This is a genomic window from [Enterobacter] lignolyticus SCF1 (genome assembly GCF_000164865.1).
GTDB classification, from domain to species: domain Bacteria; phylum Pseudomonadota; class Gammaproteobacteria; order Enterobacterales; family Enterobacteriaceae; genus Enterobacter_B; species Enterobacter_B lignolyticus.
The window spans coordinates 2,298,399-2,321,979 of sequence record NC_014618.1; the positions used below are offsets into that span (position 1 = coordinate 2,298,399).

The following is a 23,581-nucleotide window of genomic DNA, read 5'->3' on the forward strand; positions in this document are numbered from 1 at the left end:
ACGGGGCTTGTGATCAGAACCTTAAAACAGCGTAGACGCTTTTTCGGTTTTGTGAGAACTCTCACGGTTAAACCGTGAGACGACTATCCGACGTAGAACAGCGTAGAACAGAGGAAGGGAGATAACCCTTGCCGAATGGCCTTCCGTGGTGAAACGGGAGACATCCTTCTCCCGTTAATATCGAAAAATTATCGTATTTATGTGATACGTAACTCAGTATAGGACGCAAAAATCCGTGATTCAATAAAAAGATATTAGCAAGCTAATTACTTTTTTATTGCATAGTCGCGACAGGTATTATGCGCGAGTGGATTCTGCGCCCGCCAGCGGCTCGTCCTGCCTGGCGGTATGCTGCATCCAGTAGCCCCAGCCTGCCAGCAGTACGGTCGCCAGCATGACGCTGGTGGTGGTAAGCAGCGGGGTTGCGATCAGCGCTGATACCACCAGGCTTGCCACGAAGCATAACCCCAGCTGCAGCGTGTTCTGCAGCGCGGCGGCGCGGCCGGTCGCCTGCGGGAAGGGGCGCAGGGCCTGAGCGACGACGATAGGGTAGATAGCGCCGTTGGCAACCGCCATCAGGCAGAACGGGATAAGGATCGCCGTCAGCGAATGTCCGTTGGTCAGACCGACGGCAAAGGTCGCCGCGACGCTGACCGCGAAGGCGCCAAGCAGCCACGGCAGCAGCTGCTGTCCCTGCCATTTTTGCAGCGCGGCCCGGCAGCCGTAACCGCCGATAAGGAAAGCGATCGTCTGCGGCACATAGCTCAGGCCGATGACCGTTGGGCCATAGCCCATCGCGTTGAGGATAAACGGCGAGCCGGTAAGCCAGGCGAAGAAGCTGGCGGAGCAGGCGGCGTATATCAGCACATTACCGCGATAGTCGCGGGAGCGCAGCAGCGTCATAAAGGTGAGGCGATTTTCCGTTTTTTCCTGTTTTTTTACCGGCGGCTTCAGGCGCAGCGCGGGGATCATCAGCACCAGGGTGATGACGAACAGCGTGGCGAAAATAGCCTGCCAGTCAAAATGGTGCAGCAGCCAGCTGCCGAGCAGCGGCGCCAGCGCCGGTGACAGCCCCACCAGCGGCATAATGGTGGCGAAAATGCGGTTGGTGCGGTGCGCCGGATAGTAGTCCGTCACCATCGCCTGCCAGGTGACCGCTGCGGCGCAGACGCCGACGGCCTGAATAAAGCGCAGGGCCAGCAGGGCGGTCGCGTTGTGTACCCACAGCATACCCAGCGTCCCCAGGGCGAAAATCCCTAAGCCCGCCAGCAGAATCGGCTTACGGCCATAGCGGTCGGACAGCGGCCCCCAGAGCAGTTGTGCAAAGGCAAAGCCCGCCAGGAACAGGCTCAGGCTTGCGCTCACGGCGGCGGCCGACGTGTTCAGGTCCGCCTGGATGGCGGCAAACGCCGGGAGATACATGTCAGTGGCTAAAAAACCCAGCACGCTTAAGCCTGCCAGCCAGCATAAAAATCCTTTACCAGGTTGCATCGTCATTTCTCATTCTCGTTGCAGGTGTTCAGTTCAGTGCCGCAGAGTGTAGGGAGTGCATCCTGGCTTGTGAAACGTTAATATTTGTCGAATGGGTTCAAAAATTTTGCAGGCAGATTATGTGGTCAGAATATTCGCTTGAAGTGGTTGACGCGGTTGCTCGTAACGGCAGCTTTAGCGCTGCCGCCCAGGAGCTGCACCGGGTACCCTCGGCGGTGAGCTACACGGTGCGGCAGCTGGAGGAGTGGCTGGCGGTGCCGCTGTTTGAACGTCGTCACCGTGACGTCGAACTGACGCCCGCCGGGGCGTGGTTTTTAAAAGAAGGGCGCTCTGTTATCAAAAAAATGCAGATCACCCGCCAGCAGTGTCAGCAGATTGCCAACGGCTGGCGCGGCCAGCTGGCTATCGCCGTCGATAATATTGTTCGCCCGGAGCGCACCCGGCAGATGATTGTCGACTTCTACCGCCATTTTAACGACGTCGAGCTGCTCGTTTCCCAGGAGGTCTTTAACGGCGTCTGGGACGCGCTGTCGGATGGGCGCGTGGAGCTGGCTATCGGCGCGACAAAAGCCATCCCCGTCGGCGGACGCTATGCGTTTCGCGATATGGGCATGCTGAGCTGGGACTGCGTGGTTGCCAGCCATCATCCGCTGGCGGGCATGCCGGGGCCGCTCAGCGACGACGTGTTGCGCAACTGGCCGTCGCTGGTGCGGGAAGATACCTCGCGCTCGCTGCCCAAGCGCATTACCTGGCTGCTTGATAACCAGAAACGGGTGGTGGTGCCGGACTGGGAGTCGTCCGCTACCTGCATCTCTGCCGGGCTGTGTGTTGGGATGGTGCCGTCGCATTTCGCGCGTCCGTGGCTGGCGAGCGGCGAGTGGGTCGCGCTGGCGCTGGAGAACCCGTTCCCGGATGCGGCATGCTGCCTGACATGGCAACAAAACGACATGTCGCCGGCGCTGACCTGGCTGCTGGACTATCTGGGCGACAGCGAAACGCTGAATCGGGAGTGGCTGCGGGAGCCGGAGTAACCGGCTCCCGGCGGGATTAACGGCGATAGTCGCGGAACGGACCGTCCGCCACCGAGCGTCGCTCGATAAGGCGCGGGTGCATCTCAATGGACTGCGACTCTTCACGCTTGTTGACGATACGGTCGAGCAGCATATTAAACGCCGCTTCGCCCAGCGAGTCCTTCGGCTGGTGGATAGTGGTCAACGCCGGCGTAAAGTAGCGGGCGTTGCGCACGTTGTCGTAGCCGATGACGGAAATGTCCTGCGGTACGCGCAGCCCCATCTCGTCAGCTGCGCAAAGCGCGCCCATCGCCATAATATCGCCGCCGCAGAATACGGCGGTAGGGCGGTGAGGCTGACCGAGAATCTGCTGCATCGCGCGGTAGCCGGATTCCGGCTCGAAATCGCCCTGCACAATCCAGTTCTCCGGCACCTTGATCTGCGCTTCTTCCATGGATTTCATAAAGCCGGCAAGCCGTCCGGCGCCGGTGTTGCGCTCCATCGGCCCCGGGATCGCGCCGATTTCGCGATGGCCGCGCTCAATCAGATAGCGGCCCGCCAGATACCCGCCCTGGAAGGCGTTATCAACCACCGAGTCGGTAAAGTCTGCTTTCGCTTCGCCCCAGTCCATCACCACCATTGGAATATGGCGATACTCTTCGAGCATATCGAGCACCGGCTGTGGATATTCAGAGCACATGACCAGCAGGCCGTCGACGCGCTTTTGCGCCATCATCGACAGATAGGCGCGCTGTTTTTCCAGGTTGTTCCAGGCGTTGCCGAGGATCAGGGTATAGCCTTTCTGGAAGCAGCTTTTCTCAACAGATTCAATAATTTCAGCGAAGTAGGCCGCTTCGCTGCTGGTGGCCAGCAGACCGATAGATTTGGTGTGGTTAACCTTCAGACTGCGAGCAACGGCGCTGGGGGAGTAGTGCAGCTCTTTAATGGCCGCCCAGACCGCGTTGCGAGTCTCTTCCGCCACAAAACGGGTTTTGTTAATTACATGTGAAACAGTTGTAGTGGAAACGTTTGCGCGTTTCGCGACATCTTTAATTGTTGCCATTCGATCTCACTCCAGACCCTTTCCTGACACCTGATCATCGACACGTAATCGTTTGCCTTTACACACCTTGCCCACAACATTTTCAGGTTGCTGTACGCCGGGGAAACGACTCTGGACGACGGGAGGGGGTCAATGGCCGGTACGCTTTTAAATTAGCGTGGAATTTTGTCTGATTCTGAGACAAAGGGGAAGAGAAATATCGCTATCAGATTAAATCCAGGAAGATTTTTGTGCATAACTGTGCAAAAATGAGCAAGCTCACTTTTGGTGTGGGGATTATAAGGAGAAAAATTGATGAGTACCGACCTGAAGTTTTCGCTGGTTACGACCATTATTGTCCTGGGGCTTATTGTTGCCACCGGTCTGACGGCTGCCCTGCATTGATTAACGGTGAGGGAGAGCCATCTCCCTCATTATTCTGGCCACTCCTCCCGCTGTTTGCGCAACAAAATTCGACCCGTCATTATTAACAATTTTGCAAAAATCTTTTGTCATTTCGTTCACTTCTGTTTTTTTGTGATTGATGTCATGCTTTGGCCTTCTGAAGTCGCGCCATCAATACATGATGGCCTGGTGGAGTCATTCAATGAAAATCAATTTCCCCCTGCTGGCCCTCGCGATAGGCGCGTTTGGTATCGGCACCACTGAGTTTTCGCCGATGGGGCTGCTGCCGGTGATCGCGAAAGGCGTGGATGTTTCTATCCCTGCCGCCGGGATGCTCATCAGCGCCTACGCAATCGGCGTCATGGTCGGCGCGCCGCTGATGACGCTGCTGCTTTCCCACCGCGCGCGCCGCAATGCGCTGATCTTTCTGATGGGTATTTTTACCCTTGGCAACGTGCTCTCTTCGCTGGCGCCGGATTACACGACGCTGATGATTTCGCGCATTATCACCAGCCTTAACCACGGCGCCTTCTTCGGGCTCGGCTCGGTGGTTGCGGCAAGCGTGGTGCCGAAGCACAAACAGGCCAGCGCCGTCGCCACTATGTTTATGGGGTTGACCATCGCCAATATCGGCGGGGTTCCGGCGGCAACCTGGCTGGGCGAGGCCATCGGCTGGCGTATGTCGTTCCTTGCCACCGCCGGTCTTGGGCTGGTGTCGATGCTGAGCCTGTGGCTGTCGCTGCCGAAAGGCGCAAGCGGCGAACGCCCGGACGTGAAGCGTGAGCTTTCGGTTCTGGTGCGCCCGCAGGTGCTTTCCGCGCTGCTGACCACCGTGCTGGGCGCCGGAGCGATGTTTACGCTGTATACCTATATTGCGCCGGTGCTGCATACCATAACCTCGGCGTCATCGCTCTTCGTGACCGCGATGCTGGTGCTGATCGGCGTGGGCTTCTCGCTTGGCAACTATCTTGGCGGCAAACTGGCCGACCGCTCCGTCACCGCGACGCTGAAAGGGTTCCTGCTGCTGTTGATGGTTATCATGGTGGCGATTCCGTGGCTGGCGCGTAGCGAAATCGGCGCAGCCGTCAGCATGGTTATCTGGGGCGCGGCGACGTTTGCGGTTGTACCGCCGCTGCAGATGCGGGTGATGCGCGTTGCAAGCGAAGCCCCGGGGCTGTCTTCATCGGTGAACATCGGCGCGTTTAACCTTGGCAATGCGCTGGGGGCGGCTGCCGGTGGTGCGGTGATTTCAGGCGGGCTCGGCTACAGCTTTGTCCCGGTGATGGGGGCGATAATTGCCGCTCTGGCGCTGGTGGTTGTGCTGCTCGGCGGGCGTCGCCAGCCGGAAGAGGTCTGCGTCAGTCAGTAACCTTCGCAAATCTGCCCGGCAGCCTGGCTGCCGGGCACAGAAATTAGGCCGCCAGGTTTTTCGCGACAAATTCCCAGTTTACCAGCGCCCAGAAGTGCTCGAGGTAGTTCGGGCGGGCGTTACGGTAGTCAATGTAGTAAGCGTGTTCCCACACATCAACGGTCAGCAGCGGTTTTGCATCGGTCGTCAGCGGAGTGCCCGCGTTAGAGGTCGATACGATAGCCAGTTTGCCGTCCGCGCCTTTTACCAGCCAGGTCCAGCCAGAGCCGAAGTTTTTGATAGCGGCGTCGGTAAATTTCGCTTTGAACTCAGCAAAGCTGCCGAAAGCGGCGTCGATTGCGGCAGCAACAGCGCCGGTCGGTTCGCCGCCGGCGTTTGGCGCCAGGCAGTGCCAGTAGAAGGTGTGGTTCCACACCTGCGCGGCGTTGTTGAATACGCCACCCTCGGAGGTACGCACGATCTCTTCCAGGGTTTTACCTTCGAACGCGGTGCCTTTTACCAGGTTGTTCAGGTTAGTGACGTAGGTCTGATGGTGCTTACCGTAGTGATACTCCAGCGTCTCGGCAGAAATATGCGGTGCCAGGGCGTCTTTTGCATACGGTAATGCAGGTAATTCAAATGACATTGCTTCACTCCTTTTTATTGTTAATAACCTTAATGAGGTTGTATGAAAAAACCTTGTATTAAGTAGTGTTAGGGTAACAAATTAACAGGAGTGGCAAAAGAAGAAGTTACCCTGTCGTTAATTCGACAGGGCAGGGATCAGCGGATCGTTTTAGGCGTCATCACGCGGCGGGCGCCAACGTAGTGGCGAATCCAGTAATCTTCGCTGAGCGACGTTATCTGGATATCCTGGCCGGAGCGCGGCGACTGGATAAACTTGCCGTTACCGACATAAACGCCAACGTGGTCAGCCGTACCGCGACCGCGGGTGCGGAAGAAGACCAAATCGCCGCTTTCCAGCTCGCTGCGATCGATGGAGCGCGCGTCGCGCAGGTGGTACATCTCGTTAGCCGTACGCGGGATATGGAACTTCACCAGATCCTTATAGGCGTAATAGACCAGACCGCTGCAGTCAAAACCGGTACGTGGCGATGTGCCGCCCCAGCGATACGGTTTGCCTATCTGGTTCATCAGTTTGTTCATCGCGGTTTTCTGCGCTTTCTGCACGCGGCCCTTATGGGCGTCCGCCAGCGTCAATGGCTTCACTTCCTCGGTCACGCACTTCTTGCGGCCTTTATGCACGGTACATTTCTGGACCGTCTTTACCGCGGCGGTTTTCAGGGCGCTGCTGTGGGCGTGGCGAGAAGCGGTGGTCTTGCTGGAGGAGGTTTTGAGCTTGCTGCTTTTGGCAGGGGCTTTTTGCTTCAGAGTGCTGGTTTTCTTTTTGGTGCTGGTTTTGGCGGTGGTTTTGGTTTTCTTTTTTCGGTCTGCGCTTTTGCCCTGGTGCGATTTTTGCGATGCAGACGAGCGCGCCTGCTCTGATGCATGCGACAATGGCGTAAAAGACAACGATGTAAACAGTAAAGCACAGAGCGTGATCGAGATTTTATTTATCCGCGCCACTGAGCAGTCCTCTGTAAAATTCAGGCAATACATCATGCCTGGGTATGATTGACAAAAACGCCACCGATTCTAATGCATAAAAACCTCGAATGTTAATAGTCTTTTTGTATCTAAAATAGTGTTTCGTTAGCGACTGCAAAAAAATGCATCAGAATGAGCGCGGGCAGGTTAAAAAATGCTCATGTTTTCGCCGCGGCGGCCGATAAAGACACATTTTTAAGGCAACTTATGACGGTGAAGGGTAGAATGCATTTGAGTGAACAAAATGTTATTTTCCGTCAGTCGCCAGAGGCGTTACAATCACTGACTACTGCCGTAAAAGAAGTTTAAGGAAGCAAGACAATGAGTACGACCCTTGAGAAAATTCAGCGCCAGATCGCTGAAAACCCCATCCTGCTGTACATGAAAGGTTCCCCGAAACTGCCGAGCTGCGGTTTTTCTGCTCAGGCGGTCCAGGCTCTGTCTGCCTGCGGCGAACGTTTTGCCTACGTGGATATTCTGCAAAACCCGGATATTCGCGCCGAACTGCCAAAATACGCAAACTGGCCGACTTTCCCGCAGCTGTGGGTTGACGGCGAGCTGGTTGGCGGCTGCGACATCATGATTGAGATGTACCAGCGCGGCGAGCTGCAGCAGCTGATTAAAGAGACCGCGGCGAAGCATAAAGACGACGCTCCGGCGGCTGAGTAAGCCTCTCTCCTCCAAAAAAAAGCGACCTCCCGGTCGCTTTTTTTTACTCTTCTTCGCCGTCAATGGCCGGTAACGGCCACCCGCCGAGGCGTTTCCAGCGGTTAACAATTTCGCAGAACAGCTGCGCCGTCTGTTCGGTGTCGTACAGCGCCGAATGGGCCTGGGCGCCGTCAAAGGCCATCCCGGCCGCGATGCAGGCTTTCGACAGCACGGTTTGTCCCAGCGCCAGTCCGCTCAGGGCGGCGGTATCAAAGGTGACAAACGGGTGGAACGGATTGCGTTTCAGCCCCGCGCGTTCGGCGGCGGCCATCACAAAGCTGTGGTCGAAGGTGGCGTTGTGCGCCACCATGATCGCGCGATTGCAGTTTTGATCCTTAATCCCTTTACGTACCGCTTTAAAAATGGCGTGCAGGGCGTCGTATTCGCTCACCGCGCCGCGCAGCGGGTTGGACGGGTCGATGCCGTTGAAGGCCAGCGCCTCCGGCATCAGGTTGGCGCCTTCGAAAGGCTCGACGTGAAAATGCAGTGTGGTATCCGGCATCAGCCAGCCTTGCTCGTCCATTTTTAACGTGATGGCGGCGACCTCAAGCAGGGCATCCGTTTTGGCGTTAAAGCCGGCGGTTTCGACATCAATGACTACAGGATAAAAACCACGGAAGCGGTCGCACAGAGCATTACGTTGAGCGTTGTCGGACATCTGAATCTCTTAGAACTTAAAAAAGTAGCGCGCATTATGGCAAATTTTGCCTGATGTTGCAGTAAGAAGGCAGGGGGTATAAAAACGGGTGCCTGAGCACCCGGGAAAATCAGTTGCCAAGACCTTTGCCAGCGTCTTTCTCTTCGATCAGCTCGATTTTGTAACCGTCCGGGTCTTCTACAAAGGCGATAACGGTTGTGCCGCCTTTCACCGGACCCGCTTCACGAGTGACGTTGCCGCCGTTCTGGCGAATACGCTCGCAGGCCTCTGCGGCATTCTCGACGCTCAGGGCGATATGGCCATACGCGCTGCCCAGCTCGTAGCGATCAACGCCCCAGTTATAGGTGAGCTCAATAACGGCTTCTTCGCTTTCCGGGCCGTAGCCCACAAAGGCGAGGGAGTATTTGTACTCCGGGTTTTCGCTGGTGCGCAGCAGGCTCATGCCCAGAACGTTGGTGTAAAAATCGATGGAGCGTTGCAGATCGCCCACACGCAGCATGGTGTGAAGTAAACGCATTCTCTTCCCCTTAACGTGTTGTATGTCATGGAATCATGGCAGATAAAGATGATGAGTATAGCGGCGGAAGCCCGCCGCTATCAATGAAGGGATTAGAGCGTTGGGTAATCGGTATAGCCTTCCGCGCCGCCGCCGTAGAAGCTTTCCGGGCGCTGAGGGTTCAGCTCTGCGTTGTGTTTCAGACGGGCGACCAGGTCCGGGTTAGCTATCCAGGCGCGGCCAAAGGCGACGGCGTCAATCAGCCCTTTGCCGATAAGGTCTTCGGCTTTCTCCAGCGTATAGGCGCCTGCGCCGATGATAGCGCCGTGGAAACGCTCGCGCACTTTACGGCGGAACGCGTCGGTATACGGTTCGCCGCCGGCCCAGTCCGGTTCGGACATATGCAGGTATGCGATACCGCGCTTGCCAAGCTCCTCAATCAGGTACAGCGCGTCGGCTTCTTCGTTCGGGCCGTTGTCGGTATTCTGGAAAGAACCGATCGGCGAGACGCGAATGCCGATGCGGTCTGCGCCCCATGCTTCGCTGACCGCATCAACCACTTCCAGCACCAGGCGGGCGCGGTTTTCGATGCTGCCGCCGTACTGGTCGGTACGGTGGTTAGCGGAAGGGGACAGGAACTGGTGCAGCAGGTAGCCGTGGGCGGAGTGCAGCTCCACCAGATCGAAACCGGCCTCACGGGCGTTGATGACCGCCTGACGGAAGTCGTTCACGATGCCCGGGATCTCCCTGGTTTCCAGCGCGCGCGGTACCGACGTATCAACGCGGATAGCATGGCCGTTTTCATCGCGCAGGGAGGTGCGGGTACCGGCGCTCAGCGCGGACGGCGCAACGGGCGCCTGGCCGCCAGGCTGGATGCTGTTATGCGAAATACGCCCGGTATGCCACAGCTGCACGGCAATGTGGCCGTTTTCCGCATGCACGCCGTCGGTGATTTTTTTCCACGCCGCCATCTGCTCGGCGCTGTGCAGGCCCGGGGCGCCGGCATAGCCTTTCGCCTGGGCGGAAATCTGCGTCGCTTCAGTGATGATCAGCCCGGCGCTGGTGCGCTGACGATAGTATTCGCCCATCAGCGGCGTCGGAATATCGCCAGGTTCAATGCTGCGCAGGCGCGTCAACGGAGCCATCAAGACGCGGTTCGGGACGGTAATAGCGCCCACCTTGAGCGGGGTAAACAGTTTTTGTTCTGACATGATGTCTCCTGAGTAGACCGGTCGACTAGTAATGAGTTAAATAAAAGCGCCCGTTAACGGACTGGCGCTGCAATCACGGTATTCGCGTGGGCAAGGGCGCTTTCCAGCGGCGTTGCGCTACGTGAAATTTTGGCCTGCAGGTTTGCCCCAAGCCACAGCGAGTAGAGCACCTGTGCCTGGCTATGGGCATCGCCGTGAAGCATCAGGCTGCCTTCCTGATGCCCTTTCTCCAGCGCCTGCGCCAGCAGCGTAATAATCTGACTGGCGCCGGTGTTCATGGCTTCCCGCATCACTTCCGACAGATCGCACACTTCAGCGGACAGTTTGACCGTCAGACAGCCGGTGATGCTCCCCTGCTGGCAAAACTGGTTTAGCGTCTGCTGATACCAGGCCATCAGGCGATCGCGATAGTTGCCTGCGCCGTTGGCGAAATGTTCCGCCAGGCGGCAATGGTAGTCCGCATAGTGGCGCTCCAGCATCGCGACGCCAAACGCTTCTTTTGAGCGGAAATAGTGATAAAAAGAGCCTTTCGGCACTTCCGCCGTTTTTAACAGTTCGCTCAGCCCCATCCCGGTGAAGCCGCGATGCATGCACAGCTGCTCGCCGGTGGCGAGGATATGTTCACGCGTGTCATGTTCAGTGTGTCTGTTCATGCGGCTCACTGTAGTAGACCGATTGGTCTAATGCAAGTGAAAAAAAGATTCTGGCTTGCGGGACGCGCATTAACAGGCTTCAATGAAAGAACAAACAAAGGGGGAACGGTGGCGGAGCAGCTTGAGTTTTTCCCGGTACAAAGCCCGTGCCGGGGCATTTGCCAGTCGGATGATCGGGGCTATTGCCGCGGCTGTATGCGCAGCCGGGACGAGCGTTTTCACTGGCAAAACATGAGCGATGCGCAAAAGCAGGAGGTGCTTCGCCTTTGCCGCCAGCGCCTGCTGCGCAAAATCCGCGCAAACAAAGCTATTTCAGCAGAAGATCCTGATCAACCCTCACTGTTTTAACCGCAGGTTTGCGTATACTCGATGAAATTTTTCTGTTGAGGAAGCTTTATGGTTCAGCGTATTACTCTCGCGCCTCAGGGCCCGGAATTTTCCCGTTTTGTGATGGGCTACTGGCGCCTGATGGACTGGAATATGTCCCCGCGCCAGCTGGTCGGCTTTATTGAAGAGCATCTTGACCTTGGGGTGACCACCGTTGACCATGCTGATATTTATGGCGGTTATCAGTGTGAGGCGGCGTTTGGCGAAGCGATGAAGCTGGCGCCGCACCTGCGGGCAAGGATGGAGATCGTCAGCAAGTGCGGGATTGCCACCACCGCCCGGGCGGAAAATGCTATCGGCCACTATATTACCGATCGCGATCACATCATCCACAGCGCGGAGCAGTCGCTGAAGCATCTGGCGACTGACCATCTGGACCTGCTGCTTATTCATCGTCCCGATCCGCTGATGGACGCTGATGAAGTGGCCGAAGCCTTCCAGACGCTGCATCAGAGCGGAAAGGTGCGCCACTTCGGCGTCTCCAACTTTACGCCGTCGCAGTTCTCTCTGCTGCAATCGCGCCTGCCGTTTACGCTTGCCACCAACCAGGTGGAAATTTCCCCGGTGCATCAGCCGCTGCTGCTTGACGGCACGCTGGATCAGCTGCAGCAGCTGCGCATTCATCCGATGGCGTGGTCATGCCTGGGCGGCGGCCGTCTGTTTAATGATGAGGCCTTCCAGCCGCTGCGCGACGAGCTGGCGATGGTGGCGCACGAGATGAACGCGGCGAGCATTGAGGAGGTGGTGTATGCGTGGGTGCTGCGTCTGCCGTCGAAACCGCTACCGATTATCGGTTCCGGTAAAATTGAGCGCGTGCGCACGGCGGTTGCCGCGCAGGCGCTGCATATGACCCGTCAGCAGTGGTTCCGGATCCGCAAAGCGGCGCTGGGCTACGACGTGCCTTAAGCGTCAACGCCCTATGCAACGGACGGCTCAGGCCGTCCGTTCCGTTATCGTTCCCTCTATCGGCGCCTGTTCCAGCTGCGACAGCGAGCAGTGCAGCCGCCAGATAATTGCCGCCAGCTCCCGCGCGGCAGGCTGATGGTGATGCGAAAGCGCGTCGCAAATGCGCTGCAGCTCGTTCAGCGCGGAGGCCAGCGGCCGCTGCTGAACCCCGCGTTCGCTCATCACGTCACGCAGCAGACCAATACAGATATCGCGTACCTGCACCAGCGGGTCGGAGCGCGTTTGCCAGTCGCGAAGCTGCCACACGACATGGGTACAGTTCAGCAGCACAACGCCCCAGCGCAGCAGCCAGCGCCGCGCCAGCGCATCCTGGCTGTTGCTGAGCTGGCTGATGCGGTGGTAGACCAGCGATTCAAACTCATGCTCGCTCTGCTGGGGACGACGGCTGAGCTGATCGACGAAGTGACGCCGTAACGCACGGATGTGGCGACGGCTTTTGCGGGCGTCTGAGCCGGGCTTCAGTACGGCAAACGCCAGCCACGCCAGCCCCACGCCGAGGATTTTAGCCAGATTATCGTTAAGAAATGCGCCGAAGTCGTAGGTTGGCGGATTGGTGACCGCTATGAACGAGCCCATAAACACGATGAGCTGTCCCCACAGCCCGGCAAACTTCGGCATCTGCAGTTTGAGCAGCTGCATGGTGGTCAGCAGCGGAAACAAAAACAGCAGGAACTGCCAGAGGTCGCTGATCTGCACCATCAGGCCGAACTTCACCACAAAGCTGAACGCCGAGAGCAGCAACAGCGTGCGTAGCAGCAGCGTCAGGGAGTTAAACGGCGACGGCGAAGCCGAATAGAGCACGCAGCAGATGGCGGCAAGCGTCAGCGCCGCCGGACCGGATGACCACTGGGCGCTGATGCTCCAGGCGCCGACCAGCACCAGCGCGCAGAAGGTGCGGATTCCGTTCCATAGCGCTTCCGCGTGATCGGTGTTGCGGGTCAGCGCAGGGGCTTCAGGGACGTTGAACTCAGATATCGCCGACGCGTTTTCCAGCCTATAGAGCCACTGGCTTGCGCGCAAATAGAGGCGGCAGAAGTAGCGCAACCGCTGCCAGAAGGCCTGGTGTCGGTAATCCTGCGGGTCGACTGGCGCCAGCGGAGCGATAATTTTGGCGATGGTGTAAACATCCACATCCGGCCGCGCCAGCGCCTTTAGCAGCGCCTCAATCACCTCGCGGGTATTTTCCGGTGGGTTCGGCCAGCTCAGCAGCATGCGTCGCAGGCTGGAAATCACGCTGGTTAAGCGCAGCTGTTGGTGGAGTAAGTAGTTGAGCAGCCGGTTCTGACGCCGAAAGCGATAGTGGCTCCAGAACGCCTGAATGCGCAGCAGGTTCATGGTCAGGATCTGGCCGATGACGCTTTCATGCGCAGTGCGAATCGCATCGGTGGTTTCGGGCTGCCAGAGCAGGCTGGCATGCTCAAGGATACGGGCGTGCATATTCTTGAGCGCGGTGAGCAGCGCATTGCCGTCCGAGGTGCTGGGCATGATCATCATCATCAGCGCCCCGCATAATAATCCGACGATGACTTCGCATACCCGGGCCTGGGCGATTTCCCACAGCTGCGTGGCGTCGACGATGTTGATAATCGGGAAGGCGATTATCGCGCAGGTGTACCCGGCAAGCTGGAAGGCATAGGCGGCGTTATTCATAAACATCGCGCACGCCCAGGTACAGAAGGCCAGCCACGCCGACATGCTGAACAGGAAAAACCACGGGTCGGTCAGCGTGTGGCCGGCGATGACCAGCGCGGCAACGGCGCCAAGCAGGCTGCCGGCGATACGGCCAATGCTTTTACTGATCACCCCGCCGACGGTCGGAAAGCTGACCACGGCGGCGGAAGTCATCGCCCAGTAGGGCTCATCAAGATTGAGGTAATAGGCAAAGCTCAGCGCCAGGCACATCGCAATACCGTTGCGCAGCGCATAGCGCCACTGCGGCCTCGTTGCCTTTATCCAGGGGAGCGCGCGCCAGGACAGGCTTTGCAGATTCATTATTTGCCGCCGATGGCAACGGTGCAGGTGGTGCCGGAAACCAGCGTCAGGTCGGCGGGCAGGGTCTCGAACTCAATGCGCACCGGCACGCGCTGCGCCAGGCGTACCCAGGGGATCGTCGGCTTAATATCGGCAACCAGATTACTGTCGCTGGCGACACTCTGATCGTTGATGGCGCGACCGATGCTGGATACGTGACCCTGTAACGTTTGGTTGTTACTGTAGAGCACAATGGTCGCCTTATCGCCGGGGCCGATATGCCGCAGTTTGGTCTCTTCAAAGTAGCCGACCACGTAAAACGAATGGCTATCGACGAGCGCAAATACTGGATGACCGACGGCGGCGTAGTCTCCCGGTCGGGTCGACATATTCGTGACCCAGCCGTCGACCGGCGCTTTCACGACCGTCTGCTCCTGCTGCCAGCGGGCATGCTCCAGCGCCGCATTCGCCGCTTCCACATTCGCTTTGGCTGCCTGCAGCGCAATATTGACCGTGTCGAGGTCCTCGGCGGAAATAAAGTTTTTTGGCAGCCCCTGGCGGCGATCGGCCTCATGCCGGGCTTTCGCCAGCTCCGTTTGCGCCTTGGCCAGCTGGGCCTGGGCGGTCATCACCGCAATGCGGTACGGCGTGTCATCAAGGCGAAACAGCACGTCCCCCGCGCTGACCCGCTGGTTGTCGCGGACATTGAGCTCAACAATGCTGCCGGAAACCTGCGGCGTGACGCTCACCTGCTCAGCGCGCACCTTACCGTCACGGGTCCACGGCGATTGCATGTAGTAGTTCCAGACCAGCCAGACGGCGATAATGGCGAGGGCCGCGACCAGCAGCGTCGAGAAATATTTTAGTTTTTTCATCTTATTATCTTTACCACTCGACAATCAGAACCAGAGACAGGCAAACAGACAGCGCAAACAGAGACAAATCCATCAGCATGGGGTGCCAGATATCGCCGGCATACATCCAGTCACGCAGCGCACGGTGAACCATAAGCCAGAGGAGAAAACCCAGCATCACCGCTTTAAACAAGGGCGGAAAATAAATAGACGCACCGACGATCAGATCCTGAAGGGGCAATCCAGAGGTAGTTAGCATCAGCTTCACGAGCAAGAATCCTTTGCAAAAGCAGCATTGTGGGTTGAGAGATGTGACGGGCTTAAATATTTATAAGTATAAATCATGGTGATGGCCAACTGAGATGAGGCATTCCATTTGTTTTGGTAATTTAAATGCTGCACACTATTCTAAAATCAGTATAATAACTTAGCAAGCTAATTATAAGGAGATGAAATTGGAATCGCCATTAGGTTCTGATCTGGCACGGTTAGTGCGCATTTGGCGTGCTCTGATTGACCATCGCCTGAAACCTCTGGAGTTAACGCAGACGCACTGGGTCACGCTGCATAATATTCATCAGCTGCCGCCCGAACAGTCGCAAATTCAACTGGCTAAAGCGATTGGCATCGAGCAGCCGTCACTGGTACGCACGCTCGATCAGCTGGAAGAAAAGGGGCTTATTTCTCGACAGACGTGCGCAAATGACCGCCGCGCCAAACGCATTAAGCTGACCGAGAAAGCAGAACCGCTCATTGATGAGATGGAACTGGTTATTCGAAAAACCCGGGGGGAAATTCTGTCCGGGATTTCTGCAGAAGAACTGGAGATGTTGCTCGGGTTAATCCGCAAACTGGAGCAAAATATCATCGAACTGCAGTCCAAAGACTGATAAATAGTGGAATAAACGAAGGCCTTGTAAATACAAGGCCTTTTTCTTTTGGGCGTTTTGCTAATGAGCGGGCGCTCAGCAATCTATTCGTGGTGTGGCTGAATCATGGGGGCGTCAACCTGCTCCGTGTCATTAAATGAAGCGCGCAGAAGCTCTTCTTGTCGGTAGTCCTGCGGCAGCAGAATACTCATTATGATGGCGGTTAATCCCCCCGCGCAGATGGGGTTTTCCACCAGCACGTACAGCGATGGCGGCAGCACCTGAAAGATCTCCGGCGAGTAGGAGACCCCAAGACCCAGCCCAAGGGACGTTGCGACAATGAGGGTCTCACGGCGACGAAATCCGTTAGAGATGATGATGCGAATTCCCGCAATAGCGATCATGGAGAACATCAGCGTCATCGCGCCGCCCAGTACCGGAGACGGGATGGTGGTAAAAAAGCGGCCTATCGCCGGGAATAAGCCAAGAATCACCAGAATAACGGCGATAACCCGTCCGACATGGCGTGATGCAACGCCGGTCATCTGGATGACGCCGTTGTTCTGCGCGAAGTTGGTGAGGGGAAGCGAGCCGAGCGCCGAGGCGATAACCGACACAATACCGTCCGCCAGCACGCCGCCCTTTAGCCGCGACTGGTACTCTTCGCCCTCAATTGGCCGGTTCGAGACCATGGCCGTCGCGGTGATGTTGCCGACGGACTCCAGGACGCTCAGAAGATAGATGGTCCCGACCACTAAAAAGTTGTGAAAGCTGAAGGAGAAACCGTATTTAAACGGCGCCGGAATCGTCACCAGCGGGACGTTTTGCAGTTTGCTGAAATCCACCATGCCGAGAAATAGCGCGGTGATATAACCGACCATTAACCCGATAGCGATGCCGCCCATTCGCAGAAGCGGATTGCGACAGCAGTTAAAGCCAATAACGACGATCAGCACTAACAGGCCTAAGCCGATATTTTCGTAATTGCCGAACGTACCGCTGCTTTTGGCGGCCATCCCGCCGCCAAAATCAATAATACCAACCTTAATCAAACTCAGACCGATCATCAGCACGACCACGCCGGTGACCGTCGGCGTTACGATGCGCCGCAGGTAGGGTAAAATGAACGACGATCCAACCACTAAAAAGGCGCCGACAAATGAAACGCCCAGCAGTGATGACAATATAAGATCTTCATCAATGCCATCCTGCCTCATACTACTGCCGATGGCGATCATCACGGTGACAAAAGAAAAATTCACCGACTGAATCGACAGCAGGCCGGAACCCACGCAGCCATAGCGGTTGACCTGCAGCCAGGTACCTATGCCCGAGGCAATCATAACCATTGAGACCAGATACGTTATCGTTTCGGTCGATAATTGTAATGAGGCGCCGACGATTAATGCGGGGGTGATCATCGGTACAAAAATAGCCAGTAAGTGGGTGATCGCCGCAACGATCGCATGGTGAAAGGGCGGCTTGTCTTCTAATTCGAAAATAAGGTCGCTATTTGTGTTTTTTAAATCGGACATCCAATTACTCCCTCTGCTATGGCGGAGAACACAAAACGGTTAAAAATAAATTTTCACGTATTTTAGACACGGTATTTAACGATGCTGAACACCAGCAAAAAGGATGCCATGGTCCAATTACTCATCTTTTGATACTGCTTATTTGCGCGGTTTGTCACATAAACGAGGGCGTCGCGCGATGAGAAGAGAGAAGGGTATTTATGCGAAGACAGCTCCGCGGTGGGATGGGGAAATCAATTTGATAGCGGAACCTCAACGCGTCTCATCATGAGAATTGTCTGATGAGGGGCGAATGACCGAAATACCCCTGAACAGATTTATTTCAGGGGTATATTCCGTACTGACGCGCTAGCGCTCAGGCTGCCAGGTGACAACCCGGTTGCGTCCGTTTTCCTTTGCCTGATACATCGCTTCGTCGGCGCGCTGCACGCAGACCTCGACACCCAGCCCGGCGCTGGTGGTCGTAAAAACCCCCATACTGATGGTGATTTTTTCCGGGAAGCTGCCGCTGCTGCTTTGTGCGTCGTGTTCGCTGATGATAAGCCGAATCCGCTCGGCAACGCGGTATGCCTCTTCCGATGATGTATTAACCAGCAGCAGCGCGAACTCCTCCCCGCCGATACGCGCCGCAAGATCGTTTTCGCGAACGGAGTCTTGCAATATGCTGGCGACAAACTGGATAACTTTGTCACCCTGCAGGTGGCCGTAGCTGTCGTTGATCCGCTTGAAGTGGTCCAGATCGCAGACAATCACCGAAGCAGGCTGCTGGGGCGTGACCCTGGCAATAGTCTGGGTCAGCGAGTCATAGAAGTAGCTGCGATTATAGAGTTGGGTCATCGGGTCGCGAATCGAGTTTTGATACGAGTTTTGATATTTGTTGTTTGAGTCTTTATAGAGCGTAAAGACATCGCCCAGCAGCACAAAAATCAGGAACAGGGTGGCGATAGTTTCAAACATTCGCGCCTGATACCAGTTATTGCTTTCGCCGACAGGCGACAGCAGCAGGATGGTTAAAGTAAAAATATAGAACACGCAGAAGAAGCAGCCGCTGAACCAGAATATATTACGCAACCGGGTTATTATCAGCATGGCGATAAGCGTTACCAGCCACATTGTAATCAGCAGGCCGCCGGTGGCCTTTTGCCATAATGGAGTAAATGCCAGCGTCATATTATCGATAAAGGCTACGTTGATGCCCTCATAGTGGCTGGAGACAAACCAGGACAGCACGAGCATAGCCAGCGTAAAGCTAACGATGACGGATAATATAATAATATGATTACTGCGCGTATGCATATTATGCTTACGATACTTAAATAATATAACGGCAGCTAAAAACAGAACTGCCATCAGAACGTTGCGAAAAAAGTAATAGATCAACGCATCGTTATAGTTAATTCGCGCGGCTGGCGAGCAGGTCAGCCAGTCGGGGTAGCTGCTCAGGGTCCCCAGCATGAACAACGTAGCGCCGGAGAAGGCGCAGGCAATAGCGATATGGTACAGACGGCTTTTATCACACAAATATTTCATCACCATAAACCCGGCGATCATGAGGTGAAAAACCATCAAAAAAATGGTCATTACCGGAAATAATACGGTGGTTGTCAGTGGGATATGATAAACGATGACATGAGAAACCGAGTACAGCGCGATGATAGATACAGCACAGATACACAAGAAAAAGAATAATCGGCGCAGCGGAATTAAAGTAGGTACGGGCATAAGCATATCCTGGTGACGATACATCAGCGTCATGGTCGATACGACAGTAAAAGCAATCGGCCTGAAAGTCAGTATATTGGCAGAAAATAAAATGAATATTGCGCAGGAACAATTATTATAATGGTTGATATAGAAATAATATATTCACGCCGTGAATATTTAATGGTCTGAACCGGCTGTGAATCGCATATTATATTCATTAAAAAAATAAATGTGCGGCCGTGAAGGCCACACATTGATTCATTAGCGCGGAGAAACCGTTACCTGGCTACCGTTGCTGGCCATCACAACGCGTTGACCTACGGAGAACTGGGTATCCCCCTGTTTCTGCACAACCATAATGGTGTTGCCGTCATCTTTACGAATTTCCAGCTCAACACCCTGCGTTTTGTTCATTGCGCTCTGTACGCCCTGGCCGGCGACGCCGCCAGCAACGGCGCCCGCGGCTGTCGCTAAATCACGACCTGTGCCGCCGCCGATCGTATTGCCCAGGAAACCGCCAAGAACTGCGCCGCCAATGGCGCCGACAACGTTAGAGTTATCACCACCCTGAATTTGTACCGGACGTACATGGACGATTGTGCCGTAGGCGACATTCTGGACCTGTTTCGCTTCGGAGGCGGAATACACATCCCCGGACAAGCCGCTGCTGCTGACACAGCCTGCGAGGCTTAAACCAATCATTGAGACGGCCAATACACGTAACATCATTTATGAATCTCCTGTTCACCAAGAAACGCTCTTGAGAGCATCCTTCCCGGCAATTATATGGTATTTGTCTGCCGCAGGTCATTTGTTCTGCGTATTCTGAGGTAAAATTCTAAGCGCTCACCGCTTAACCAGGGATAAACGGCGGCGGTGTGCCAGTGGTTTGCCCCCGCCGTTGCGTATAATTTCCGCGGCGTTTGTTAAAATTTATTATTGGATCATGGCATTACATACCACTTTATGATTCATTGTTACCCTTATGTCAAAGAACTAAGGAAGGCGTATGAAGTCGGGTCGTTATATTGGCGTCATGTCAGGCACCAGCCTTGACGGGGTGGATGTGGTTCTCGCGGCGATCGATGACACGATGGTGGCGCAGCAGGCCAGCCTGTCATTTCCGATTCCGATAGCCATAAAAGAAGCGATTCTGGCGATCTGCCAGGGCCAGCAGCTGACATTATCGCAGCTGGGGCAGCTCGATACCCGACTGGGACGCCTGTTTGCCGATGCCGTGCTGGCGCTGATGGCGCAGGAGCGTCTTGCCGCCCACGACGTGATCGCAGTGGGTTGTCATGGGCAAACCGTCTGGCATGAGCCCACCGGCGAGGCGCCGCATACGATGCAAATCGGCGACAACAACGTCATTGCGGCCCGTACCGGTATTACGGTCGTCGGCGATTTTCGCCGCCGCGATATCGCGCTGGGCGGCCAGGGCGCGCCGCTGGTACCCGCCTTCCATCACGCGCTGCTGGCGCATCCGACGGAGCGTCGGGTGGTGCTGAATATTGGCGGCATCGCCAACCTGTCGCTGTTGTTTCCCGGGCAGCCGGTGCGAGGACACGATACCGGCCCCGGCAATATGCTGATGGACGCCTGGATCTGGCGGCAGTGCGGTAAACCGTATGATAAAGATGCGGAATGGGGCAGCTCCGGCAAGGTGATCCTGCCGCTGCTGCAGTCAATGCTCAGCGACCCTTGGTTTTCGCTGCCCGCGCCCAAAAGCACCGGGCGAGAATATTTCAATTACGGCTGGCTGGAGCGTCATCTGGCGCACTATCCAGGGCTGGCGCCGCATGATGTTATGGCGACGCTGGTGGAATTAACCGCGGTGACCATCAGCGAGCAGGTGCTGCTCAGCGGCGGCTGCGAACGGCTGCTGGTCTGCGGCGGCGGGAGCCGCAATCCGCTGCTGATGGCGCGCCTGGCGGGGCAGCTTGCCGGCACCGAAGTGGCAACCACCGATGCCTGGGGCGTCAGCGGCGACGATATGGAAGCGCTGGCGTTTGCCTGGCTTGCCTGGCGGACGCTCGCCGGACTGCCGGGAAATCTCCCTTCGGTGACCGGCGCCAGCGACGCGACGGTACTTGGCGCTATTTTTCCCGCCAACGGACAAAGACCAGGAATTAACTGACAGAGCCGAACAATCGCAGCGATTACAATGGAATTATACCAGGAGGGCGCCAGCGCCCTCCGTGACCAGGAAAGTCGTAAGGCATGCTAATGAAAAAATTACTTCTCGCTGTTGTCCCCTTTATGCTCGCCGGGTGTAGCTACTACAACCAGTTTGTCGAGCGGATGCAAACCAATAAGCTGGAATACCAGTGCGATGAAAAACCGCTGACCGTTAATCTCAACAATACGCGCCAGCAGGTGAGTTTCATTTACGATAACAAGCTCCTGAACCTGACCCAGGGGATCTCCGCCTCCGGAACGCGTTATACCGACGGCATCTACGTCTTCTGGTCGAAAGGCAACGAAGCGACGGTGTACAAGCGTGACCGTATCGTCCTGAATAACTGCCAGTTACAAACCCCGAAGCGTTGAGATTTTCAGCCCGGCGGCGCACAATAGCGTCACCGAATGATTGATATCCTGAACGCTATGTCTGATAACGACGATCTGCAGCAAATCGCGCATCTGCGCCGTGAATATACCCGTGGCGGTCTTCGCCGCCGCGATCTTCCCGCTGAACCTCTGGCTCTGTTTGAACGCTGGTTGGGTCAGGCCTGCGAGGCAAAACTTCCCGATCCAACCGCGATGGTCGTAGCGACTGTCGACGAAAACGGACAACCCTGGCAGCGCATTGTGTTGCTCAAGCAATATGATGAAAAAGGCCTGGTTTTTTTCACCAACCTTGGTAGCCGCAAGGCGCACCAGATCGAGAAAAACCCGCATGTTAGCCTGCTTTTCCCCTGGCATATGCTGGAGCGACAGGTCATGGTGGTCGGCAAAGCCGAGCGCTTGTCCACGCTGGAAGAGGTCAAATACATCCGTAGTCGCCCCCGCGACAGCCAGATAGCCGCATGGGTTTCAAAGCAATCAAGCCGTATCTCCGCCCGCGGGATCCTTGAGAGCAAATTCCTCGAACTGAAACAGAAATTCCAGCAGGGCGAAGTTCCGCTGCCGAGCTTTTGGGGCGGTTTTCGCATCACTATCGAGCAGATGGAGTTCTGGCAGGGGGGCGAACACCGCCTGCACGATCGATTTTTATACCAGCGCGACAACGGCGCGTGGAAAATCGATCGACTCGCGCCTTAATTGCGTAATTTGTTGTTTTAAGCGTTGGCACAAACCTGGCTGGCGCTTTATGCTATGAACCCTTCGCATCTGGCGAAACGTCGTGTACCGGCAAAGGTGCAGCCTGTTTTATACATGGAGATTTTGATGGCAAGCAGTAACTTGATTAAACAATTGCAAGAGCGGGGCCTCGTGGCTCAGGTGACGGACGAGGAAGCGTTAGCAGAGCGACTGGCGCAAGGCCCGATCGCGCTCTATTGCGGCTTCGATCCCACCGCTGACAGCTTGCATTTGGGGCATCTTGTTCCCTTGTTATGCCTCAAACGCTTCCAGCAGGCAGGCCATAAGCCTGTAGCGCTGGTAGGCGGCGCGACCGGTCTGATTGGCGACCCAAGCTTTAAGGCCGCGGAGCGTAAGCTGAACACCGAAGATACCGTCCAGGAATGGGTAGATAAAATTCGCAAACAGGTGGCGCCGTTCCTCGATTTCGACTGCGGTGATAACTCCGCCATTGCGGCGAACAACTACGACTGGTTTGGCGGCATGAACGTGCTAACCTTCCTGCGCGATATCGGTAAACATTTTTCCGTTAACCAGATGATCAACAAAGAAGCGGTGAAGCAGCGTCTGAACCGCGACGACCAGGGCATCTCGTTTACCGAATTCTCCTACAACCTGCTGCAGGGCTACGATTTCGCCTGCCTGAACAAGCTGCACGGCGTCGCGCTGCAGATTGGCGGCTCCGATCAGTGGGGGAATATTACCTCCGGTATCGACCTGACCCGTCGTCTGCACCAGAACCAGGTCTTCGGTCTGACCGTGCCGCTGATCACGAAAGCGGACGGCACCAAATTCGGTAAGACCGAAGGCGGCGCGGTATGGCTGGATCCGAAAAAGACCAGTCCGTACAAGTTCTACCAGTTCTGGATCAACACCGCGGATGCCGATGTGTACCGCTTCCTGAAGTTCTTTACCTTCATGGACATTGAAGAGATCAATGCGCTGGAAGAAGAGGACAAAAACAGCGGTAAAGCGCCGCGCGCGCAGTACGTGCTGGCCGATCAGGTTACCCGTCTGGTTCACGGCGAAGAAGGCCTGGCGGCGGCGAAACGCATCACTGAAAGCCTGTTCAACGGCACCCTGAGCTCGCTCAGCGAAGCTGACTTTGAGCAGCTGGCGCAGGACGGCGTACCGATGGTCGAGATGGAAAAGGGCGCTGACCTGATGCAGGCGCTGGTCGATTCCGAGCTGCAGCCTTCCCGCGGTCAGGCGCGCAAAACCATTGCGTCTAACGCCATCACCATTAACGGTGAAAAGCAGTCCGATCCGGAATACGCCTTCGTTGACGGCGATCGTCTGTATGGCCGCTATACGCTGCTGCGCCGCGGTAAGAAAAACTACTGCCTCATCTGCTGGAAGTAA

Annotated in this window: 25 protein-coding genes; 11 read left to right on the forward strand and 14 right to left on the reverse strand. The window is 56.2% G+C overall.

The features are described 5' to 3' along the window. Positions 1-297: 297 nt before the first annotated feature. Positions 298-1,491: a purine nucleoside transporter PunC gene (gene punC, locus ENTCL_RS10835; RefSeq protein WP_044611946.1), complete on the reverse strand. Its 1,194-nt coding sequence runs from the start codon at positions 1,489-1,491 to the stop codon at positions 298-300. Between the two features lie 119 nt (positions 1,492-1,610). Here punC and punR point away from each other — a divergent pair, with 119 nt between their 5' ends. Next, positions 1,611-2,522 carry a DNA-binding transcriptional activator PunR gene (gene punR, locus ENTCL_RS10840; protein ID WP_013366161.1) on the forward strand — a complete coding sequence of 304 codons (912 nt, stop codon included), beginning with the start codon at positions 1,611-1,613 and terminating at the stop codon, positions 2,520-2,522. 16 nt (positions 2,523-2,538) lie between these two features. On the opposite strand, the gene purR is transcribed toward punR, so the two are convergent. After that, complete coding sequence (gene purR / locus ENTCL_RS10845) at positions 2,539-3,564, reverse strand: HTH-type transcriptional repressor PurR (RefSeq protein WP_013366162.1); 1,026 nt, start codon at positions 3,562-3,564, stop codon at positions 2,539-2,541. A gap of 294 nt (positions 3,565-3,858) precedes the next feature. Between purR and cydH the strand changes: the two genes are divergently transcribed. Both cydH and ENTCL_RS10850 read left to right on the forward strand, forming a co-directional pair. Beyond that, positions 3,859-3,948 (forward strand): cytochrome bd-I accessory subunit CydH, encoded by a 90-nt coding sequence (gene cydH / locus ENTCL_RS23675; protein WP_125451972.1) that lies wholly within the window; start codon positions 3,859-3,861, stop codon positions 3,946-3,948. A 202-nt stretch (positions 3,949-4,150) separates the two neighbouring features. After that, entirely contained in the window at positions 4,151-5,317 is a 1,167-nt protein-coding gene (locus ENTCL_RS10850) for an MFS transporter (RefSeq protein WP_013366163.1), read from the forward strand. A 43-nt stretch (positions 5,318-5,360) separates the two neighbouring features. Here the strand turns inward: ENTCL_RS10850 and sodB are convergent, their stop codons facing one another. Then, positions 5,361-5,942, reverse strand: coding sequence for a superoxide dismutase [Fe] (sodB, locus tag ENTCL_RS10855; protein ID WP_013366164.1), 582 nt, complete (start codon positions 5,940-5,942; stop codon positions 5,361-5,363). A 137-nt stretch (positions 5,943-6,079) separates the two neighbouring features. After that, positions 6,080-6,883: a C40 family peptidase gene (locus ENTCL_RS10860; RefSeq protein ID WP_013366165.1), complete on the reverse strand. Its 804-nt coding sequence runs from the start codon at positions 6,881-6,883 to the stop codon at positions 6,080-6,082. Positions 6,884-7,225: 342 nt separating this feature from the next. On the opposite strand from ENTCL_RS10860, the gene ENTCL_RS10865 reads away from it, so the two are divergent. Further along, a complete protein-coding gene (locus ENTCL_RS10865) occupies positions 7,226-7,573 on the forward strand; it encodes a Grx4 family monothiol glutaredoxin (protein WP_013366166.1) in 348 nt (115 codons plus the stop codon). A gap of 43 nt (positions 7,574-7,616) precedes the next feature. On the opposite strand, the gene rnt is transcribed toward ENTCL_RS10865, so the two are convergent. The 4 genes from rnt to ENTCL_RS10885 all read right to left on the reverse strand — a co-directional run bounded on the left by rnt (position 7,617) and on the right by ENTCL_RS10885 (position 10,630). Beyond that, positions 7,617-8,270 carry a ribonuclease T gene (gene rnt, locus ENTCL_RS10870; RefSeq protein WP_013366167.1) on the reverse strand — a complete coding sequence of 218 codons (654 nt, stop codon included), beginning with the start codon at positions 8,268-8,270 and terminating at the stop codon, positions 7,617-7,619. 109 nt (positions 8,271-8,379) lie between these two features. Then, positions 8,380-8,787 carry a lactoylglutathione lyase gene (gloA, locus tag ENTCL_RS10875; protein WP_013366168.1) on the reverse strand — a complete coding sequence of 136 codons (408 nt, stop codon included), beginning with the start codon at positions 8,785-8,787 and terminating at the stop codon, positions 8,380-8,382. 92 nt (positions 8,788-8,879) lie between these two features. Beyond that, positions 8,880-9,977 (reverse strand): alkene reductase, encoded by a 1,098-nt coding sequence (gene nemA, locus ENTCL_RS10880; protein WP_013366169.1) that lies wholly within the window; start codon positions 9,975-9,977, stop codon positions 8,880-8,882. A 53-nt stretch (positions 9,978-10,030) separates the two neighbouring features. Beyond that, positions 10,031-10,630: a TetR/AcrR family transcriptional regulator gene (locus tag ENTCL_RS10885; protein ID WP_013366170.1), complete on the reverse strand. Its 600-nt coding sequence runs from the start codon at positions 10,628-10,630 to the stop codon at positions 10,031-10,033. Between the two features lie 108 nt (positions 10,631-10,738). Here ENTCL_RS10885 and ENTCL_RS10890 point away from each other — a divergent pair, with 108 nt between their 5' ends. Then, on the forward strand, positions 10,739-10,978 hold the full coding sequence (locus ENTCL_RS10890) for a DUF1289 domain-containing protein (RefSeq protein ID WP_013366171.1): 240 nt from the start codon (positions 10,739-10,741) through the stop codon (positions 10,976-10,978). Positions 10,979-11,026: 48 nt separating this feature from the next. Further along, on the forward strand, positions 11,027-11,923 hold the full coding sequence (locus ENTCL_RS10895) for an aldo/keto reductase (protein ID WP_013366172.1): 897 nt from the start codon (positions 11,027-11,029) through the stop codon (positions 11,921-11,923). 27 nt (positions 11,924-11,950) lie between these two features. Here the strand turns inward: ENTCL_RS10895 and ENTCL_RS10900 are convergent, their stop codons facing one another. Genes ENTCL_RS10900 through ENTCL_RS10910 form a run of 3 tightly spaced genes read right to left on the reverse strand, consistent with a single transcriptional unit; the run spans position 11,951 to position 15,076 of the window. Further along, positions 11,951-13,975 carry an FUSC family protein gene (locus tag ENTCL_RS10900; RefSeq protein ID WP_013366173.1) on the reverse strand — a complete coding sequence of 675 codons (2,025 nt, stop codon included), beginning with the start codon at positions 13,973-13,975 and terminating at the stop codon, positions 11,951-11,953. Beyond that, complete coding sequence (locus tag ENTCL_RS10905) at positions 13,975-14,829, reverse strand: efflux RND transporter periplasmic adaptor subunit (RefSeq protein WP_013366174.1); 855 nt, start codon at positions 14,827-14,829, stop codon at positions 13,975-13,977. The genes ENTCL_RS10900 and ENTCL_RS10905 overlap by 1 nt, the downstream gene beginning before the upstream one ends. Positions 14,830-14,839: 10 nt before the next feature. After that, entirely contained in the window at positions 14,840-15,076 is a 237-nt protein-coding gene (locus ENTCL_RS10910; RefSeq protein ID WP_013366175.1) for a DUF1656 domain-containing protein, read from the reverse strand. A gap of 181 nt (positions 15,077-15,257) precedes the next feature. Here ENTCL_RS10910 and slyA point away from each other — a divergent pair, with 181 nt between their 5' ends. Next, a complete protein-coding gene (gene slyA / locus ENTCL_RS10915; protein WP_044611947.1) occupies positions 15,258-15,698 on the forward strand; it encodes a transcriptional regulator SlyA in 441 nt (146 codons plus the stop codon). 83 nt (positions 15,699-15,781) lie between these two features. On the opposite strand, the gene ENTCL_RS10920 is transcribed toward slyA, so the two are convergent. The 3 genes from ENTCL_RS10920 to slyB all read right to left on the reverse strand — a co-directional run bounded on the left by ENTCL_RS10920 (position 15,782) and on the right by slyB (position 19,645). After that, positions 15,782-17,212, reverse strand: coding sequence for a nucleobase:cation symporter-2 family protein (locus ENTCL_RS10920; RefSeq protein WP_013366177.1), 1,431 nt, complete (start codon positions 17,210-17,212; stop codon positions 15,782-15,784). A gap of 348 nt (positions 17,213-17,560) precedes the next feature. After that, entirely contained in the window at positions 17,561-18,934 is a 1,374-nt protein-coding gene (locus ENTCL_RS10925) for a sensor domain-containing diguanylate cyclase (RefSeq protein WP_013366178.1), read from the reverse strand. Between the two features lie 243 nt (positions 18,935-19,177). Continuing rightward, positions 19,178-19,645 (reverse strand): outer membrane lipoprotein SlyB, encoded by a 468-nt coding sequence (gene slyB / locus ENTCL_RS10930; protein WP_013366179.1) that lies wholly within the window; start codon positions 19,643-19,645, stop codon positions 19,178-19,180. 280 nt (positions 19,646-19,925) lie between these two features. Here slyB and anmK point away from each other — a divergent pair, with 280 nt between their 5' ends. The 4 genes from anmK to tyrS all read left to right on the forward strand — a co-directional run bounded on the left by anmK (position 19,926) and on the right by tyrS (position 23,581). Next, a complete protein-coding gene (gene anmK, locus ENTCL_RS10935) occupies positions 19,926-21,053 on the forward strand; it encodes an anhydro-N-acetylmuramic acid kinase (RefSeq protein WP_013366180.1) in 1,128 nt (375 codons plus the stop codon). An 83-nt stretch (positions 21,054-21,136) separates the two neighbouring features. Then, the gene (mliC, locus tag ENTCL_RS10940) at positions 21,137-21,466 is read left to right on the forward strand and encodes a C-type lysozyme inhibitor (RefSeq protein ID WP_013366181.1); all 330 of its coding nucleotides are present in this window, start codon (positions 21,137-21,139) and stop codon (positions 21,464-21,466) included. A gap of 57 nt (positions 21,467-21,523) precedes the next feature. Next, on the forward strand, positions 21,524-22,180 hold the full coding sequence (pdxH, locus tag ENTCL_RS10945) for a pyridoxamine 5'-phosphate oxidase (RefSeq protein ID WP_044612115.1): 657 nt from the start codon (positions 21,524-21,526) through the stop codon (positions 22,178-22,180). Between the two features lie 126 nt (positions 22,181-22,306). Beyond that, complete coding sequence (gene tyrS, locus ENTCL_RS10950; RefSeq protein ID WP_013366183.1) at positions 22,307-23,581, forward strand: tyrosine--tRNA ligase; 1,275 nt, start codon at positions 22,307-22,309, stop codon at positions 23,579-23,581.